Source organism: Mesorhizobium sp. P2_F7 (assembly GCF_056403695.1).
The window spans coordinates 270,283-286,543 of record NZ_JBFUFA010000005.1 but is presented as its reverse complement, the minus strand read 5'-3'; the positions used below and the strand labels follow the sequence as shown (position 1 = coordinate 286,543).

12 protein-coding genes are annotated in these 16,261 nt (G+C 62.9%); 6 read left to right on the top strand and 6 right to left on the bottom strand.

Annotation, left to right across the window (positions count from 1 at the left end; all coding sequences use genetic code 11):
• Nucleotides 1-33: 33 nt before the first annotated feature.
• The 4 genes from AC1DZ8_RS19995 to AC1DZ8_RS19980 all read left to right on the top strand — a co-directional run bounded on the left by AC1DZ8_RS19995 (nucleotide 34) and on the right by AC1DZ8_RS19980 (nucleotide 4,706).
• Nucleotides 34-1,212, top strand: coding sequence for a BaiN/RdsA family NAD(P)/FAD-dependent oxidoreductase (locus AC1DZ8_RS19995; RefSeq protein ID WP_477307396.1), 1,179 nt, complete (start codon nucleotides 34-36; stop codon nucleotides 1,210-1,212).
• Between the two features lie 218 nt (nucleotides 1,213-1,430).
• Nucleotides 1,431-1,991: an RNA polymerase sigma factor gene (locus tag AC1DZ8_RS19990; RefSeq protein ID WP_112565450.1), complete on the top strand. Its 561-nt coding sequence runs from the start codon at nucleotides 1,431-1,433 to the stop codon at nucleotides 1,989-1,991.
• Nucleotides 1,992-1,993: 2 nt separating this feature from the next.
• The gene (locus AC1DZ8_RS19985; protein WP_477307394.1) at nucleotides 1,994-4,177 is read left to right on the top strand and encodes a vWA domain-containing protein; all 2,184 of its coding nucleotides are present in this window, start codon (nucleotides 1,994-1,996) and stop codon (nucleotides 4,175-4,177) included.
• Between the two features lie 337 nt (nucleotides 4,178-4,514).
• The gene (locus AC1DZ8_RS19980) at nucleotides 4,515-4,706 is read left to right on the top strand and encodes a hypothetical protein (RefSeq protein WP_477307393.1); all 192 of its coding nucleotides are present in this window, start codon (nucleotides 4,515-4,517) and stop codon (nucleotides 4,704-4,706) included.
• 92 nt (nucleotides 4,707-4,798) lie between these two features.
• On the opposite strand, the gene bmt is transcribed toward AC1DZ8_RS19980, so the two are convergent.
• Together bmt and AC1DZ8_RS19970 are read right to left on the bottom strand one after the other, a co-directional pair.
• Nucleotides 4,799-5,821 (bottom strand): betaine--homocysteine S-methyltransferase, encoded by a 1,023-nt coding sequence (bmt, locus tag AC1DZ8_RS19975; RefSeq protein ID WP_477307391.1) that lies wholly within the window; start codon nucleotides 5,819-5,821, stop codon nucleotides 4,799-4,801.
• 116 nt (nucleotides 5,822-5,937) lie between these two features.
• Nucleotides 5,938-6,795 (bottom strand): helix-turn-helix domain-containing protein, encoded by an 858-nt coding sequence (locus AC1DZ8_RS19970; RefSeq protein WP_477307389.1) that lies wholly within the window; start codon nucleotides 6,793-6,795, stop codon nucleotides 5,938-5,940.
• Between the two features lie 230 nt (nucleotides 6,796-7,025).
• On the opposite strand from AC1DZ8_RS19970, the gene AC1DZ8_RS19965 reads away from it, so the two are divergent.
• Together AC1DZ8_RS19965 and AC1DZ8_RS19960 are read left to right on the top strand one after the other, a co-directional pair.
• Nucleotides 7,026-8,036, top strand: a complete 1,011-nt coding sequence (locus tag AC1DZ8_RS19965) for a fatty acid desaturase (RefSeq protein ID WP_477307387.1) — start codon at nucleotides 7,026-7,028, stop codon at nucleotides 8,034-8,036.
• 91 nt (nucleotides 8,037-8,127) lie between these two features.
• Entirely contained in the window at nucleotides 8,128-8,955 is an 828-nt protein-coding gene (locus AC1DZ8_RS19960; RefSeq protein ID WP_477307385.1) for a PhnD/SsuA/transferrin family substrate-binding protein, read from the top strand.
• Here the strand turns inward: AC1DZ8_RS19960 and AC1DZ8_RS19955 are convergent.
• The 4 genes from AC1DZ8_RS19955 to AC1DZ8_RS19940 all read right to left on the bottom strand — a co-directional run bounded on the left by AC1DZ8_RS19955 (nucleotide 8,920) and on the right by AC1DZ8_RS19940 (nucleotide 16,122).
• Nucleotides 8,920-10,227, bottom strand: coding sequence for a M24 family metallopeptidase (locus AC1DZ8_RS19955; protein WP_477307490.1), 1,308 nt, complete (start codon nucleotides 10,225-10,227; stop codon nucleotides 8,920-8,922). The two genes, AC1DZ8_RS19960 and AC1DZ8_RS19955, sit on opposite strands and share 36 nt — an antisense overlap.
• A 57-nt stretch (nucleotides 10,228-10,284) precedes the next feature.
• Nucleotides 10,285-11,820 carry an ArnT family glycosyltransferase gene (locus AC1DZ8_RS19950; RefSeq protein WP_477307383.1) on the bottom strand — a complete coding sequence of 512 codons (1,536 nt, stop codon included), beginning with the start codon at nucleotides 11,818-11,820 and terminating at the stop codon, nucleotides 10,285-10,287.
• An 80-nt stretch (nucleotides 11,821-11,900) separates the two neighbouring features.
• Nucleotides 11,901-14,471 carry a GcvT family protein gene (locus AC1DZ8_RS19945; RefSeq protein ID WP_477307381.1) on the bottom strand — a complete coding sequence of 857 codons (2,571 nt, stop codon included), beginning with the start codon at nucleotides 14,469-14,471 and terminating at the stop codon, nucleotides 11,901-11,903.
• 73 nt (nucleotides 14,472-14,544) lie between these two features.
• A complete protein-coding gene (locus AC1DZ8_RS19940) occupies nucleotides 14,545-16,122 on the bottom strand; it encodes a trimethylamine methyltransferase family protein (RefSeq protein WP_477307379.1) in 1,578 nt (525 codons plus the stop codon).
• Nucleotides 16,123-16,261 lie beyond the last annotated feature (139 nt).

The window sequence follows — 16,261 nt, the reverse complement described above, 5'->3', positions numbered from 1 at the left end:
AACGCCACCAGTCGAGCGAGAACGAACAGCCTGATGCAATCCTATGATGTCGTGGTGATCGGCGCGGGTGCGGCCGGAATGATGTGCGCCATCGAGGCAGGCAAGCGTGGCCGCTCGGTGCTGGTGCTCGATCACGCGGCAAAGCCCGGCGAGAAGATCCGCATCTCGGGCGGTGGCCGCTGCAATTTCACCAACATCCACACCAGCCCGAAGAATTTTGTCTCCGGCAATCCGTACTTCTGCATCTCGGCGCTCAGCCGCTACACACAGCGCGACTTCATCGCGCTCGTCGAACGCCATGGCATCGCCTATCACGAGAAGACGCTGGGACAGCTGTTTTGCGATGGCTCGGCGCAGCAGATCATCGGCATGCTGGTCGCGGAGATGCGGGACCGGGGTGCGGAATTGGCATTGTCGACCGAGGTCAGGGATGTCACCAGGACCGTGGAAGGGTTTGTGCTTTCGCTCACCAGTGGAACGGTCGCCTGCCAATCGCTGGTCGTTGCTTGCGGCGGCAAGTCGATCCCCAAGATGGGCGCGACGGGTTTCGGCTACGAGCTTGCGGCGCAGTTCAGCCTGGCGGTGGTGGAAACCCGCCCGGCTCTGGTGCCGCTGACCTTCGACGCCAGGACGCTCGAGCGGCTGGCGCCTTTGGCCGGCAACGCCGTCGACGCTGACGTCTCTTGCGGCAAGACCCGGTTTTCGGAGGCGATGCTGTTTACCCATCGCGGCCTGAGCGGGCCGTCCATCCTGCAAATATCGTCCTACTGGCGCGAGGGCGACGAGATCCGCATCGCCATGCTGCCGGGGAGGGATGTGGCAGAGCTGCTGCGCACTGCCCGGCGCGTCAACGGCAGGCAGGCGGTGCAGACTGTGCTGGCAAACCACCTGCCGAAGCGGCTTGCACAAGCGGTTGCGGAGCGCAGCGGGATAGACGGCAATCTTGCCGATCTGACGGACCTGCAGATGAAAACCGTCGAAGCCGCCGTCAATGACTGGCGCATCAAGCCGGCCGGCTCGGAAGGCTATCGCACCGCCGAAGTGACGCTTGGCGGGGTCGATACGAACGCGCTCGACCAAAAGACGATGCAGGCTAAGTCCGTACCGGGGCTGTTTTTCATCGGCGAAGTTGTCGATGTCACGGGTTGGTTGGGTGGCTATAATTTCCAATGGGCTTGGTCGTCCGGCTGGGTCGCAGGCCAGGTGTGTTGATATTCAGGTGAGGCCGGCCTGCAAACGACGGCTTTCTGTGCTTCCGGTGCTCGCGTACCAAAAGTACGCTCCGCTCCGGTTCTCGGTATCAATCGTTTTCGGCTCGGCCTGACCTGAATCTCCACACACCTGTCGCGCATCTGGAATCCGTTGCTCCGGAAAAAAATCTTTCCATAAGCCCAAGGATTGGCCATTAGCCTTCGTCCTACAGGCAAATGATGGCGATGATGCTGGATGAGAGCGAAGCCTCCGACGCCGAATTGATCGGGCGGGCGAAGGGCGGAGACAGGGGTGCCTTCGGCAAATTGCTGGAGCGGCACTACGACTTCGTCTATCGCGCCGCCTATCGCTGGTGCGGGAAAAAGGCCGATGCCGAAGACATCGCCCAGGAAGTCTGCGTCCGTCTCGGCAAGGCGATCCGCGACTATCGCGGCGGCGGTGCGTTCACGACATGGCTTTATTCCGTGACGATGAACGCGGCGCGCGACATGATGCGCAAGACCACGCGCGAAAACGTCAAGACCGAGGCCTACGGCGCCTACAGCATGATTTCGGGTGAGGCGTCGGCCGAGCCCGAAGATCCGACTGAGGCGCTCTGGGCTGCGGTGCGGCAATTGCCGGACAAGCAGCGCGATGCAGTACTTCTGGTCTATGGCGAAGGTTTGAGCCATGCGGCCGCCGCCGAGGCAATGGCAATCTCGGAGACGACGGTTTCCTGGCACATCCATGAAGCGAAGAAACGGCTGAAGACCTTGATGCGTTCAGCCGGGGAAGTGTGACCATGGTCGACGACAACGAACTCAACAGGCTGCGCGACGCAGCAGTACCGGCGCCGGGCGAGAGCGCGAAGGCACGCGCCTTTGAAGCCGCTATGCGCGCCTATGATCAGGAAAATATTTCCGCCGTCACCCAAGGATCGGTTGGCGGGCTTCGTCTCACAGAGCGAGCACAAAAGCTCTGGAGCGAGATCATGCAAAAGAAACTCATTGCCACGCCGGCCATCGCCGGGCTCGTCGCCCTGCCAATCGCCGGATACGCCACCTTCCACATGCTGAGGGAACAGCCGTCGCCGTTCGGCGGCGACGAGAAGATCACCGAAACGCTGGCCGACAAGCCCGCGATCAACGCGCCGGCAAAAGACAAGCAGGCGCCCGAAGGCGACTTGAAGAAGGCCGACGCCGACGCCGAGGTGCGAAGCCGAGACGTCAACGATGCGCTTGTCACGCCGACCGCGCCGAAGTCTGGGTCGGGTCCGACCGCTGATCTGGGAGGCGATGCGTCGCCGAAGACCGAGGCTGCGGCGAAGGTGAACGAAGCCGAGTACGGCACTTTGCAGACAAACCAGCAGGCGCCCGAGCCTGCGCCAAACACCGAGGCCGCGCCATCGGGTGGCCAAGTTATCATGCGACTGACACCGCCTGCGCCAGCGGCCGATGCCACGCGCGCCAGCCGTGTCCAGGGGGCCGCCGAGTCCAAGCTGATGGCGCCACAGCAGCCTTCGACGCTGCCGGCCGACCAGATTGCGCCGCGGGAGCCAAACCGCGACCGCGTCGAGGATTTCAAGACCAATCCGGTGCATGCAGCCCTTCAGGATCCGGTCTCGACCTTCTCGATCGACGTCGACACCGCTTCCTATTCCTTCGTACGGGGCTCGCTGAAGCAGGGCTACCTGCCGCAGGCCGATACGGTGCGCGTCGAGGAGATGGTCAACTACTTCCCCTATGACTGGAAGGGTCCGGACTCCGCGTCGACGCCGTTCAACTCGACCGTCAGCGTCATGCCGACGCCGTGGAACGGGCACACCAAGCTGATGCACGTCGCCATCAAGGGTTTCGACATCAAGCCGGTCGAGCAGCCCAAGGCCAATCTGGTGTTCCTGATCGACGTGTCGGGTTCGATGGACGAGCCGGACAAGCTGCCGCTGCTCAAGTCGGCGTTCCGGCTGCTGGTCAGCAAGCTGAAGGCTGACGACACGATCTCGATCGTCACCTATGCCGGTGATGCCGGCACGGTGCTGATGCCGACCAAGGTCACCGAGAAGGACAAGATCCTCAATGCGATCGACAATCTGTCGCCTGGCGGCTCGACGGCCGGCGAGGCGGGCATCAAGGAAGCCTACAAGCTTGCCCAGCAGTCCTTCGTCAAGGACGGTATCAACCGTGTGATGCTGGCCACAGACGGCGACTTCAATGTCGGCCAGACTGATGACGAGGACCTGAAGCGGTTGATCGAGCAGGAGCGCAAGACGGGCGTCTTCCTGTCGGTGTTCGGCTTCGGCCGCGGCAATCTGAACGACCAGATGATGCAGACCATCGCCCAGAACGGCAACGGCACCGCCGCCTATATCGACACGTTGGCCGAGGCCGAGAAGGTTCTGGTCGAGGATGCCTCCTCGACGCTGTTCACCATCGCCAAGGACGTCAAAATCCAGGTCGAGTTCAACCCGGACAAGGTCTCGGAATACCGGCTGATCGGCTATGAAACCCGCGCCTTGAACCGCGAGGATTTCAACAATGATCGCGTCGATGCCGGCGACATCGGCTCCGGCCATTCGGTCACCGCGATCTACGAGATCACGCCGAAGGGCAGTGGTGGCGAACAGATCGATCCGCTTCGCTACGGCCAGGCAACCGTCAACAATGGCGGCGTCGCCAATGCTGACGAATATGCCTTCGTCAAGATTCGCTACAAGCTGCCGAACGAAGACGTCTCGAAGCTGATCACCACGCCGGTGACCTCGGCCAACGAGGTCGAGTCCTTCGACCAGGCCAGCACCGACCAGCGCTTCTCCGTCGCTGTCGCCGCCTTCGGCCAGAAGCTGCGCGACGAGGATGCGACCGCGAAGTTCGGCTACGACAAGATCATGGAGATTGCCACCGCCGCCCGAGGAGCCGACCCGTTTGGGTACAGGTCCGAGTTCCTTTCGCTTGTGCGCCTTGCCTCGGCGCTGGGCGGTAACCGGTAGTGGCAATACAGCCGGTTCCTTTCAGACGGGGGTCGTTCTGATACGGGGGAACCGGCTCGGGCGGGTGAGGCAGGCCGGCGAGGGATCTTTCCCTTGCCGGCCTTTTTTTCGGGCCTGGTGGTATTTGGGTGAGCGCCTCGAACAAAGGGTGATGTGCCGGATCGTTAAATTGTGCGGCAATTCCGGAACCTGATCGCAATTTCCTCTTGTTACGAAGAGCTAATACAGGGCTTTGGGGGCCGAATTGCAGATCAGATACATTGCGACTTCGATGCCGGCAGCAGGGGACGTTCAGTCGACCGCTTCGCAGGCGCCTTCGGCGGAATCTCGGCGCATCATGAATGATGTGGCCGCGGCCAGGACCACGGCGATGTCGGCGCTGAACAACGACCGCTTCCGCGTCATGCTGGAGCAGATCGGCAATCCGGAGTCATCGGGTGACTTGGTGACGACGATGAGCGGAAACGCCGACAGCACCGTCGTGGATTTCAAGACGGCGCTATCGCGTTACGCTGAAAACAGCGAGTAACGCCTAAAGCGCGCCGGCGCGCTTTAGGCCCCTGTTTCATGCATGTCGTTCTCTCAAAACCGCAGACACTTTTGAGCGACATGCATTGGATATCAGGCCCGGCTGCGACGGCGCTCGCGGCGGGCTTCGCTGGTCTCGGCGGTGTTTTCCGTCGCCACCTTGTTGCGCATCGGACCGATGCGTTCGACGATCGCCGCGACAGTCGGACGATCCGCCTTGGTGTGCGCGTCGAGTGCCTTGCGCATGGCGGCAAGGTGCTGGAACGAGGTGCCGCAGCAGCCGCCGACGATCTTGGCGCCGGCATCGACCGCCAGCCTGACATAGTCGGCCATCAGCTCCGGCGTGCCGGAATAATGGATCTCGGTGCCGCGGAACTCCGGAATGCCGCAATTGCCCTTGACGATCACCGTCGCCTTCGGCCTCGCATCGGTCATGTCGAGCAGCGAGGCCAGGATGTCGGAAGCGCCGACACCGCAATTGGCGCCGACACCGAGCGGGTTTTGCGACAGCCCGTCGACGACGCCATGGATATCCCTGGGCAGCAGCCCCATCATGGTGCGGCCGGCGGTGTCGAAGGAGCCGGTATAGGTGTAGGGCAGGCCGACGCGGATCGCGGCTTCGGCCGCGGCGCGGATTTCGTCCGGGGCCGACATGGTCTCGATCCAGGCGACTTCGGCGCCGCCCTCCTTCAGACCTTCGATCTGTTCGGCGAAGGCCTCGACCGCCTCGTCATAGGTCATGGCGCCGAGCGGCACCAGCAACTCGCCGGTCGGGCCGACCGAGCCGGCGACGATCACTTTCCTGCCGGCCTTGTCGGCAACAGCGCGGGCGATCTCGGCGGCGCGCTTGTTCAGCGCATGCACGCGATCCTGCGCGTGGTGCAGCTTCAGCCGGTGGCGGGTGCCGCCGAAGGAGTTGGTAAGAATGATGTCGGCGCCGGCATCGACGAAATTCTGATGCAGGCTGGTAATGGTGTCAGGCGCTGTCTCGTTGAGCAACTCGGGCGCTTCGCCGGCTTCCAGACCCATGGCAAACAGATTGGTGCCGGTGGCGCCGTCGGCGAGCAGCACACCCTTTTCGGCCAGCAATGCGTCGATGGGATTGGTCGCGGTCATCGGATCGGCTTTCAGATTTTCGAATGGAATAAGGATATAAAGAAGTCTTTATGTCCAGTCAATGTGTTTGCGGCCCGCGGTTGCCGCTCTGCGCGCCTTTCCGGGAGTGTCGGCGATCAGGCAGAACCCGACGGGAATGATGCGCCGGCCAGATTGCGTGCAAAGGCGGCTGCTTCGTGCGGGTTGACGTCGGCGGCGCGGATCAGATTGTCGAAATGCTGGGTCAGCGCCTGCACCGGCTGGGTGGCGTTCAGCACCACATACATGTCGCCGACATAGATGGCGGCGCGGTAGGGGCCGAAGATGGTCAGCGGGATCGAGTAGCGCATGCGGCCGTCATAGAGAAACAGCCGGAAGGTCGGATAAAGATCGTCAAGCAGGGTCGCCATGTGGGCGAGCTGCTGCCGCCGGTCTGCCTCGGGAAAACGGTCCCAGACGCCGAGGCCGCGGGCAAAGATCTCCAGCGTGTGGCGCGGCATGCAGACCTCCATGTCGGTCTCCGGGCGCCGGTTATACTCGATGCGGTACTGCGTCTCGCTGGCTTGCGCTGAACGGCTGCGGTTGGTGATGTTGGCCTCATAGTCGACCAGCTGGTGGGTGCGCAGAAGGTCGGGAATGCCGGCCGGCACATAGCGGATCTTGGTGCCGGCAGCTTCCGCGAACCATTTGGCGAGCAGCGTGCGGTCGAAGCCGTCGGGCGCCTCCTCGATCTCCAGGCTTTCGCGGATTTCACCGGTGACGCCCTCGTCCTGGCTCAAGCCCAGCAGCCAATCCAGCGACACTTTGAATTCAGCGGCAATGTTGAGCAGCGTCTCTGCGCGCGGCAGGCGCGTCGAGGCGCCGGACATCAGTTGCGACAGCGCCGACCGGTCGATGCCGACTGCTGACGCGAAGGCCGACTGGTTGAGGTCGGAGCGTGTCAGGAGCAGCTTCAGACGCTCCCGAAAGATGGCTGACAGATCCCGTTTGTCCACTGTTCGTTCCCTAGGCTATTTGAGGAAAAATTTGCGCCATAGCCGTCGAATCAGCGCTTCAGGCGTAAATGAATCCCTAAGGTTGTTTACAATGTGTAACATGTGCGGTTGAAAATGCGCAAATGCAACATTTTGTACACTTTGTCTCGTTGAGTGGAATCGCTTCTCCTGACATTATGCTGTCAGGAACCAATTGGGGTTCCGGCGACTGAGGGACAGTGGTCGATAGCATGGCAGGCAAGAGCATCAAGCGACGCAACGCAGCGGCCATCGAATGGCCGACCGTGGTTCTCGCTTTCTTCTGTTACGGAACATGGCTTGCTGTCGGGCTCCTGCTTTGGCCCTCGTATCCGATCCCCGCCCTCATTCTCCTCGGTTTCATCCTGGCCTTGCAGTCGTCGATCATGCACGAGGTGCTGCATGGCCATCCGACGCGCAGTGCGCTGATCAATGAAGCCTTCGTCTTCCTGCCGATCGGCCTGGTCTGGCCGTTCCGTCGCTTCAAGACGCTTCATCTGCGCCACCACGCCGACGAGCGGCTGACCGACCCGCTCGACGATCCCGAGAGCTATTACCAGGCGCTGTGGATGCATGACGATCTGCCGCCGACGATGAAGTTCCTGCTCAAGATCAACAACACCATGGCCGGCCGGTTCTTCCTCGGCCCGTTGCTGTCCTGCATCGGTTTCTTCATCGACGACGCCAAGCATGTCATTGCCGGCGACAAGGCGATCCGCAAGGCATGGCTGCTGCATGCGATCGGCCTCGCCATCGTGCTGCCGGTCGTGCAGTTCGGCTTCGGCATCCCCGTATGGCTCTACATTCTGGCGCCGGTCTGGCTCGGCCAGTCGCTGATCGCCGTCCGCACTTTCGCCGAGCATCAGTGGTCCGAGCATCCGGAGGGGCGCACAGTGATCATCGAGCGCTCGCCGCTGTCGTACCTGTTCCTCAACAACAATCTGCACTTCGTCCACCACAAGACCCCGACGGTGGCCTGGTACAGACTGCCAAAACTGTTTCGCGACCGCCGCGACGAGTGGCTTCGGATGAACAACGGCTATGCCTATCCGAACTATTTCGCGCTGATCAAAGCCTACGCCTTCAAGGCAAAGGAGCCGATCGTGCACCCGGTGCTGCGGCGCCAGGCCGAGCCGGGCAGGGCGTTCAAGCCGCGCGTCAGGGCGCGCAGCATCAGCGGGCTTGGCAGCGCGCCGGTTCCCGCCGAGCCACCCAAGGAATAATTTCGGGCATCTGGGGACCTGTGTCGGCCAATTCTGATTGGACGCCGCGTTTTTGCGATCCTTTTTCCAGACATGATGATTGAGTGTCGGCATGAGTGAATTGATAGCGGCTTTGCCGATGTATGACTGGCCCGAAGTGCGCGACGAGGTCGACGCGCAATGGGCCCGGTTGCGGGACGCCTTCCGACAAAATGGCATCGATGCGCCGCAGGCCATCGTGCGCCGTAATGGCGACCTGCCGCCGGTGCCGGGCGGAATCCACGACGCCGAGGGCAGATTGATCGCGCCCGATCCGGCGACATTGCCGCCGGACGAACTCGACTATCACCAACTGTGGCTGCATCCGGCGCTGCTGTTCGCGCAGACCTGCTGGGGGCCGATGGAGCTTGGCCTGTCCAAACAGGTGCAGGTGGCCGGACAGCCGAGCTACGACGCTTATGAGGGCGGCCAGGGCGAACTCTATTCGAGCGCGCTGGTGATGCGGACAGGTGAGGGGCCACAGGTTCGCTCGCCAGCGGATGGCAAAGCCTCGCTGCCGCTCGATCTCATGCGTGGCAAGCGCTTCACCTTCAACAATCTCGATTCGATGTCGGGCGTCATCGGGTTGACGCGCGACCTGCAAGCCGCCGGCGAAAGTCTGGATATCTTTTCGTCGCGCAGCGAAAGCGGCGGCCATCGCGGCTCGATCGTCACAGTGGCCGAGGGCGGGGCGGATATCGCGGCGATCGATTGTGAGAGCTGGGCGCTTGGGCAGCGTTTCGAGCCGGCGGCGCGCAACGTCGCTGTTGTCGGTTGGACCGCACGGCGTAAAGGCCTGCCCTACATCACCGCCAGGACGACGCCGGAAAAGACGCTCAAGGCGCTGCGCGAGGCGCTTGCCGCACTAGCCGAGCAGCCTCGCATCCAACGGGTAGGTTGAAAGCTGCTCGTTGCCCGTCTCGGTGATCAGGATCTGCTCCTCGATCTTGACGCCCTCGTGTCCGCCAAGCCTGCCAATATAGCTTTCCACGCACAGCACCATGCCCGGCTCCAGCACGCCGTCAGGCGTGTCCGGTGTCCAGTCGCTGGCATGCGGCAGCGTCGGATATTCGTCGGCCAGTCCGACGCCGTGGTAGAGCACGCCGTAGCGCGTCGGGAAGCAGTCTCCCGGCGGCACCACGGAGCGTTCGACCAGGTCACGGAAGGAGATGCCGGGCTGCATCAGTTGCGTGTTGTGGGCGATCTGGTCGGCCGCGATGCGGAACAGGTCACGCTGCTCGTTCGACGGCCTTTCGTCACCGCAAAGGAAGGTCCGTGAGAGATCGGCGCAGAAGCCGTAGGGGCCGATCAGGTCGGTGTCGAAGGCGACGAGGTCGCCTTCCTCGATGACGCGCGACGAACATTCCTGGAACCACGGATTGGTGCGCGGCCCTGACGCCAGCAGCCGGGTCTCGATCCATTCGCCGCCGCGCGCAATGTTGCCGCGATGGAGTTCGGCCCACAATTCGTTTTCGGAGATGCCCGGCTTCAACGCCGCTTCCATCTCGCCCATCGCAGCCTCGCAGGCGACGATGGCGCGGCGCATGGCGAGGATCTCGTCGGGTGACTTGATCAGCCGCGCATTTTCCATCACCGCTTCGCCATTGCCGATGGCAATGCCGAGCCGGCCGAGTTCCTCGACGCCTTCGGGATTGATGTGGTCGACGGCGATGCGGCTGTTGCCGCCGCCATGCTCCCTGACCAGATCGGCGATGCCGGCCGCCCAGCGGCGGACCTTCTGTTCGGTCAGTTCGCCGCTATAGAGATACATCCACGACACTGCCGGCCGCACCTCGTCGACGACGCCGGAATGGTCGGAGAGATGCTCGCAGGAGAAATAGTCGAACAGCACCACGGGTCCCTCGGTGGCGACAAAGCAGTGGCGGGTCGGGTTGTGCGCGACCCAGAGCTGCATGTTGGTCGAATCGGTGGCGTAGCGGATGTTGACCGGGTCGTAGAGCAGGGCGCCGGCATAGTTTCGGCGCTTCAGCTCCGCGCGGATGCGCTCGAGCCGGTATTGGCGCATCGCGGCAAGGTCGGGTGCTGCGATGCCTGCCGCTTGCCATTCGGATTCAGCCTGCGCGCCATATCCCAGCACATGCTGGTTCAGCGAAGCCGCCTTCTGGCGCGAGGCGTCGCGCAACGCCTCGAGCGAGCCCGGCTCAAACGGCATGATCTTGCGGTGACGACCGAACGCTTGCTTCTCCACCCCGACGCCTCCCTGTCGCTGCTATTGTGGTGCCGCGCCTGCCGCTGCCGCCACCTTCTTCAGCCGCGTGACAGTCACTATGCGGGTGGGCGGGTCGCTGCCGAACAGCATGGGCACGGCCAGCTGTTGCGGCGGGCCATCCGCTGCGTAGCCCGCCTGATCCAGCAGTTTGAGGATAGTTTCGACCCCCACCCTGTCGTCTGCGGTGACGAACACCGCCGGCTCTTTCAGCAATTGGCCGAAGTCCGGCAATTCTCCATCGAGGACGACGAGATCGGGGTCGACCAGACGCAGATTTCCCAACCAGTGCCAGCTCGATACGGTGGTGCGTATCGGTCCGTTTGCCGTCAACTGGCTGTAGAGCGAATTGTAGTCCACACGCGCGATGCTGCCGCGGCTGTCGCCGCCATAAAGGTGCGTGTACCAGGTCAAGGGCAGCACCAGGATGGCAAGCGTTGCGCCGACAAAGACGATGATCTCCTGCCACTTCCGGCCCCTATCGCCCTTGATGTCCATGCGGAGGGCGAGTGCGACGGGCAGCAACACAAGGATGGGAAGCATCCAGCGATCGCGAAATTGCGTCGCGCCGCTCGCCAGGACGAGCACGACCGTCATACCAAGCGCAAAGCCGATCGTGCGCCACACCAGTTTCTCGGTCCATGGCGCCGGTTGCAGGGCCGGCGCTGGCTTGTTCCTCGCGATGAGAAAAGCTGCCGCGAATATCCCGGCCGGCAACAGTGCGAAATTCAGCATCGCCTTGCCCAGCCCCCACACTCCGGAGGACGCGTTCAGGATCACGCCGCTTTCCCTGGCCATGCCGAAACCGCCGGCGTGCGACAGGACCTGGTCGGTGTGAGTCAGGCTCCAGTAGAATGTCGGCAGGCAAAGCAGCACGGCCAGTGCGAGGCTGAGCAGAAACTGGCGGTTGAGGATCGCGCCGCGTGTTTCACGCAGCGACAGGGTGGACAGCACCAGCGCGCCGAGAAAAATCACATTGTTGTATTTCGACAGGATCGCGGCAGCGATAGCCACACCGAACAACACATAGGCGGTAAGCGATCGCCGCTGCACCAGTTCGACGAGCGCAAGAAACAGCACCACTGAAAAACAGAAGGCGGCAATCGAGTGGGTGAGGGCATGCTGCATCTCCCACACCATCTGCGGAAACAACAGCAGGCCGAACATAGCGGCGGCGCCAGCCCGGCTGGAATAGCCGAGACGGCGGACAGCGATGAAAGCCGACGCCAGCGCCATGCCGATCAGAAGATACTTCACGATCTTGAGCGCGAGTATGTTCGTTCCGACCACGCCGGCGACGAGGCGGGCAAGCCATGTATAGAGAGGCGGCTGCGAGCCGCCATAGCCGGCCCAGAGGTAGTGCATGTACATCAGCTGTTCGGAATCGTCGACGCCGACGCCGGTTCCGACGATATGGGACAGCAGCGCCATCACCACGATCTGGACGAGGCAATAGACCGCGAGACAGACAAGCGCGGCGTTGAAGGGACCGACCTTGCCTTCGCACAGCCAGTCCGTCCATTTCTCTAGATACTGCAAGGGGATCGTCTTCTCATCGAGGAATGCCTGCGGCCAACTGCCGAAGGCCCCTTACACGATCTTGCAAACGCTGTCGCCTTTCAGGTCCGCATCTTCTCGCCGCTGGGGTCGAAGGGCGCCTCGACATTGATGCGGGCGGAGCGCCGATGGCCGAGGATCTCGATCTCGAACAGGCCGGCACTTTCGTCCTCGGCAAGCGCTGCGGGCACATAGCCTTGCGCCATCGATTTCTGCACGGAGTGCGCATAGCCGCCCGAGGTCACCCAGCCGACCACGCGCCAATCGCCGTCGACGATACCGCGTACGGCCGAAGCCCCTTCAGCCGCCTTCGAGCCGCGCACTTCCTTGCCCGCCGTGTCGAAGCGCGGCGCGCCGTAACCATGCGGCTTTTCCACCGTCCCATAGTCCTTGCTGACCTTGGCCCAGATCGGCTCGTCGCCCATCACGTCGGCATCGGCCGCATCGACGATGAAGGAGACACGGCGCAGCTTCGGTCCTTCCGCCTGTTCCTTGGCGGCGGCGTCGCGGCCAATGAAGTCGTTCTTCTCGAGCTTGATGAAGCGGTCCATCGAGCCTTCGAACGGCCCGTAGATCGGTCGCAGTTCGCGGAACCAGGTTGGGAAGTTCTTTTCCAGGCGCATCGACAGCAGCGCGCGCATGCCGAAATCGACCAGGCCGAACTCCTCGCCGGCATCCTTGATGGCCTTATAGACCAGACGCTGGTAGGCGGGCGCCATCCAGATCTCGTAGCCGAGATCGCCGGTATAGGTGATGCGGTTGACCATGCAGGGTGCGCCGCCGACCGCCATTTCGCGGAAGTCCATGAAGCGGAACGCCTTGGTCGAGATGTCGACATCGACCAGCTTCTGCAGGAGGTCGCGCGATTTCGGCCCGGCGATCGAAAGACCGACCAGCGTCTGGTCGAAGCGATGGATGCGTACCGAACCATCCTTCGGCAGATGCTTTTCGAACCAGCGCATGTGGTATTTCTGCGCGGCCGACGAACCCCAGATCATGAAGCGGTCTTCGCCGGCCTTGGCGATGGTGAAGTCGCCGATCAGCTTGCCGAATTCGTTGATCATCGGCGTCAGCACGATGCGGCCGATCTTCGGCATGCGGTTGGTCATCAGGCGGTTGAGGAAATCCTCCGCGCCTGATCCCGACACTTCGTATTTGGCGAAGTTGGCAATCTCGGTGACGCCGACTTTTTCGCGCGTGGCGCGGACTTCCTCGCCGATCGGCCCGAAATCGTTGGAGCGGTGGAACGAGACGATGTCCTTCGGCTCCTTGCCCTTCGGCGCGAACCACAGCGGCGTTTCCAGGCCCCAGCTGTCGCCCATGACGGCGTTGTTGGCGAGCATGGTGTCGTAGAGCGGCGTCGTCTGCGCCGGGCGCGCGGCCGGCAGTTCTTCGTTGGGGAAGCGGATGGAGAAGCGGCGCGAATAGTTTTCGCGCACCTTGGCGTTGGTGTAGCGCAGGCCGGCCCACTCGCCGAAGCGGGCGACATCCATGCCCCAGACGTCGAAACCGGGATCGCCATGCACCATCCAGTTGGACAGTGCGAGGCCGACGCCGCCGCCCTGGCTGAAGCCGGCCATGACGGCGCAGGCGCACCAGAAATTGGTCAGGCCCTGCACCGGGCCGACCAGCGGGTTGCCGTCGAGCGCGAAGGTGAAGGGGCCGTTGATGATCTGCTTGATGCCGGCCTTTTCGATGCCGGGGAAATGCTTGAAGCCGATTTCCAGCGACGGCGCGATACGGTCGAGGTCCGGCGGCAGCAGTTCGTGGCCGAAATCCCACGGCGTGTTGACCGGCGACCACGGCTTGCAGGCCTTTTCATAGGTACCGAGCAGGATGCCGTTGCGCTCCTGGCGGGTGTAGATCTCGCCCTTGAAGTCGAGCACGCCGATCATTTCGCGGCCGGTCGACTTGTTGAACTCCTCGACCTCCGGCATCGGCTCGGTGAGCAGGTACATGTGCTCCATCGCCAGCACCGGCAGTTCGACGCCGACCATCCGGCCGATCTCGCGCGCCCACAGGCCGCCGCAATTGACAACATGCTCGGCGTGGACCGTGCCTCGTTCGGTAACGACATTCCAGGTGCCGTCGGGCTGCTGCGTGAGATCAACAACGCGGTTGCGCAGCACGATTTCGGCGCCGAGTTTCTTGGCTGCCTTGGAGTAGGCAATGGTGGTGCCGGAGGGGTCGAGATGGCCTTCGACCGGGTCCCACATGGCGCCGACGAAATTGGTCTCGTCCATCAGCGGGAACATCGCCTTGGCTTCCGACGGCGTGATCAGCTCGGTGTCCATGCCGAGATAGCGGCCCTTGGCATGGGCAAGGCGCAGGAAGTCCATGCGTTCGGGCGTATCGGCCATCATCACGCCGCCGGTCAGATGCAGCGAGCAGGACTGGCCGGAGATCTCCTCGATCTCCTTGTAGAGCTGCACAGTGTAGGCCTGCAGCTTGGCGACGTTGGGGTCGCCGTTCAGTGTGTGGAAGCCGCCCGCGGCGTGCCAGGACGAGCCGGAGGTCAGCTCCGAGCGCTCGATCAGCATGATGTCGGTCCAGCCGGCCTTGGCCAGATGGTAGAGAACCGAGCAGCCGACGACGCCGCCGCCAATGACAACCGCTTTGACGTGAGATTTCATAAAGATGGGTCCGTTTTTGCGTAAATTAAATCAGGTGTTGGTCAGCGGCGAGACAGACGCTGCGCGATGTTGATCAGAAATCGGTCGGCGCGCCGCCTTCGGACGTGCGCTTTTCGACAAAGTCGTTGAGCTCTTCGCGGATCGCCGGGTCCATATAGGGTTCCTCGTAGGACGCCAGCCGTTCCTTCCAGACCTTATTGGCCTTTTCCAGCGCGGTCGGCGATCCGGCTTCTGCCCAGGTCTCGAAATTGCGCCAGTCGGAAAGGATGGGCGAATAGAAGGCGTTCTTGTAGCGGTCCTGCGTGTGCTGGGTGCCGAAGAAATGGCCGCCTGGGCCGACAGACTGGATGGCGTCGAAGCCGAGCGCCTCGTCGGACAGGTCGAGCGGGGTCAGGAACTCGGCCACCATCTGCAACAGGTCGATGTCCAGGATGGTCTTCTCGTAGGAGCAGCGCAGGCCGCCTTCGAGCCAGCCGGCGCCGTGCATCATCAGATTGCCGCCGCCCTGGATGGCGCCCCACAGCGAAAACACGCTTTCATAGGCGGCTTGGGCGTCGACGGTGTTGGCGGCGCAGGTGTTGGAGGTGCGGTAGGGGATCTTGTAACGGCGGGCAAGCTGGCCGCCGACAAGCTGCGCCTTCATGTATTCGGGCGTGCCGAATGCCGGCGAACCAGACTTCATGTCGACATTGGAGGTGAAGCCGCCATAGCCAACCGGAGCGCCCTTGCGCACCATCTGGGCGAAAGCGATGCCGGACAGCGCCTCGGCATTCTGCTGCACCAACGCGCCGGCGATGGTGACGGGCGCCATCGCGCCCGACAGGGTGAAGGGCGTGACGACGACGACCTGGCCCTTGCTCGACATCTGGATGATGCCTTCCATCATCGGCACGTCGAGTTTCAGCGGCGAATTGGTGTTGATGATGGTGAAGACGGACGGCTCTTCGAGCATCTGCTCATGGCTGATGCCGCGCGCGATGCGGGTGATCTCGATGCCGTCGACATTGCGTTCCTTGCCGAGCGAATAGATGTGGAACACCTTGTCGGTCAGCGTGGCGAGGTCGCGAATACATTCGAGGTGGCGCACCGACGGATGGATATCGGTCGGTTCGACTGGATAGCCGCCGGTGCAGTTCAGGATGTTGTGCATCTGCGCCAGGCGCAGGAAGTTGCGATAATCGGCCTGGTTGCCGGGGCGGCGGCCGCGGTCGAGGTCGGAGCAGTTGGGCGCCGACGCCATCATCGACAGGATCACATTGTTACCGCCGAAGCGCACATTGTGCGCGGGGTTGCGGGCATGCAGCGTGAACTCCGACGGGCAGTTCGAGACCAGCTCGAGGATCATGTCGCTGTCGAAGCGGACGCGCTCGCTGCCCGCGGTCACGTCGGCGCCATGTTCCTTCATGATGCGGCGGGCATCGTCATGCAGCACGTCGACGCCGATTTCCCTGAGCACGCGCAACGAGGCGAGATGGATCGATTCCAGCTCGTCGTCTGAGACCAGCTTGGTCGGCGTCAGCGGGTTTCTCAGCTGCCGGAAAGCCGGCTGTTCGAAGGCGGCCGAGCCGCCGGCGCGCTTGCCCGCACGGCCGCCGCGACGGGCGCGGTCGGTGGCCAAAGGCGGTTCGGCTGGTTGCAGGGCAGCGGTCATGATGGTCCTCGTACAATGCGGATCGCGGCGGCATAATGGACCGGCTGACATCCGGCCATTGCGGAGGCGGCGACCACTAGGACGAGGGAAGCGACATGCCGGAACGGCATGGTGACAACCTTTGGAATTGACGGACAGG

Coding starts and splice junctions, on each gene's coding strand:
- AC1DZ8_RS19995 (WP_477307396.1), top strand. CDS start 34: ATGCAATCCTATGATGTCGTGGTGATCGGCGCGGGTGCGGCCGGAATG.
- AC1DZ8_RS19990 (WP_112565450.1), top strand. CDS start 1,431: ATGGCGATGATGCTGGATGAGAGCGAAGCCTCCGACGCCGAATTGATC.
- AC1DZ8_RS19985 (WP_477307394.1), top strand. CDS start 1,994: ATGGTCGACGACAACGAACTCAACAGGCTGCGCGACGCAGCAGTACCG.
- AC1DZ8_RS19980 (WP_477307393.1), top strand. CDS start 4,515: ATGAATGATGTGGCCGCGGCCAGGACCACGGCGATGTCGGCGCTGAAC.
- bmt (WP_477307391.1), bottom strand. CDS start 5,821: ATGACCGCGACCAATCCCATCGACGCATTGCTGGCCGAAAAGGGTGTG.
- AC1DZ8_RS19965 (WP_477307387.1), top strand. CDS start 7,026: ATGGCAGGCAAGAGCATCAAGCGACGCAACGCAGCGGCCATCGAATGG.
- AC1DZ8_RS19960 (WP_477307385.1), top strand. CDS start 8,128: ATGAGTGAATTGATAGCGGCTTTGCCGATGTATGACTGGCCCGAAGTG.
- AC1DZ8_RS19955 (WP_477307490.1), bottom strand. CDS start 10,227: ATGCCGTTTGAGCCGGGCTCGCTCGAGGCGTTGCGCGACGCCTCGCGC.
- AC1DZ8_RS19945 (WP_477307381.1), bottom strand. CDS start 14,471: ATGAAATCTCACGTCAAAGCGGTTGTCATTGGCGGCGGCGTCGTCGGC.
- AC1DZ8_RS19940 (WP_477307379.1), bottom strand. CDS start 16,122: ATGACCGCTGCCCTGCAACCAGCCGAACCGCCTTTGGCCACCGACCGC.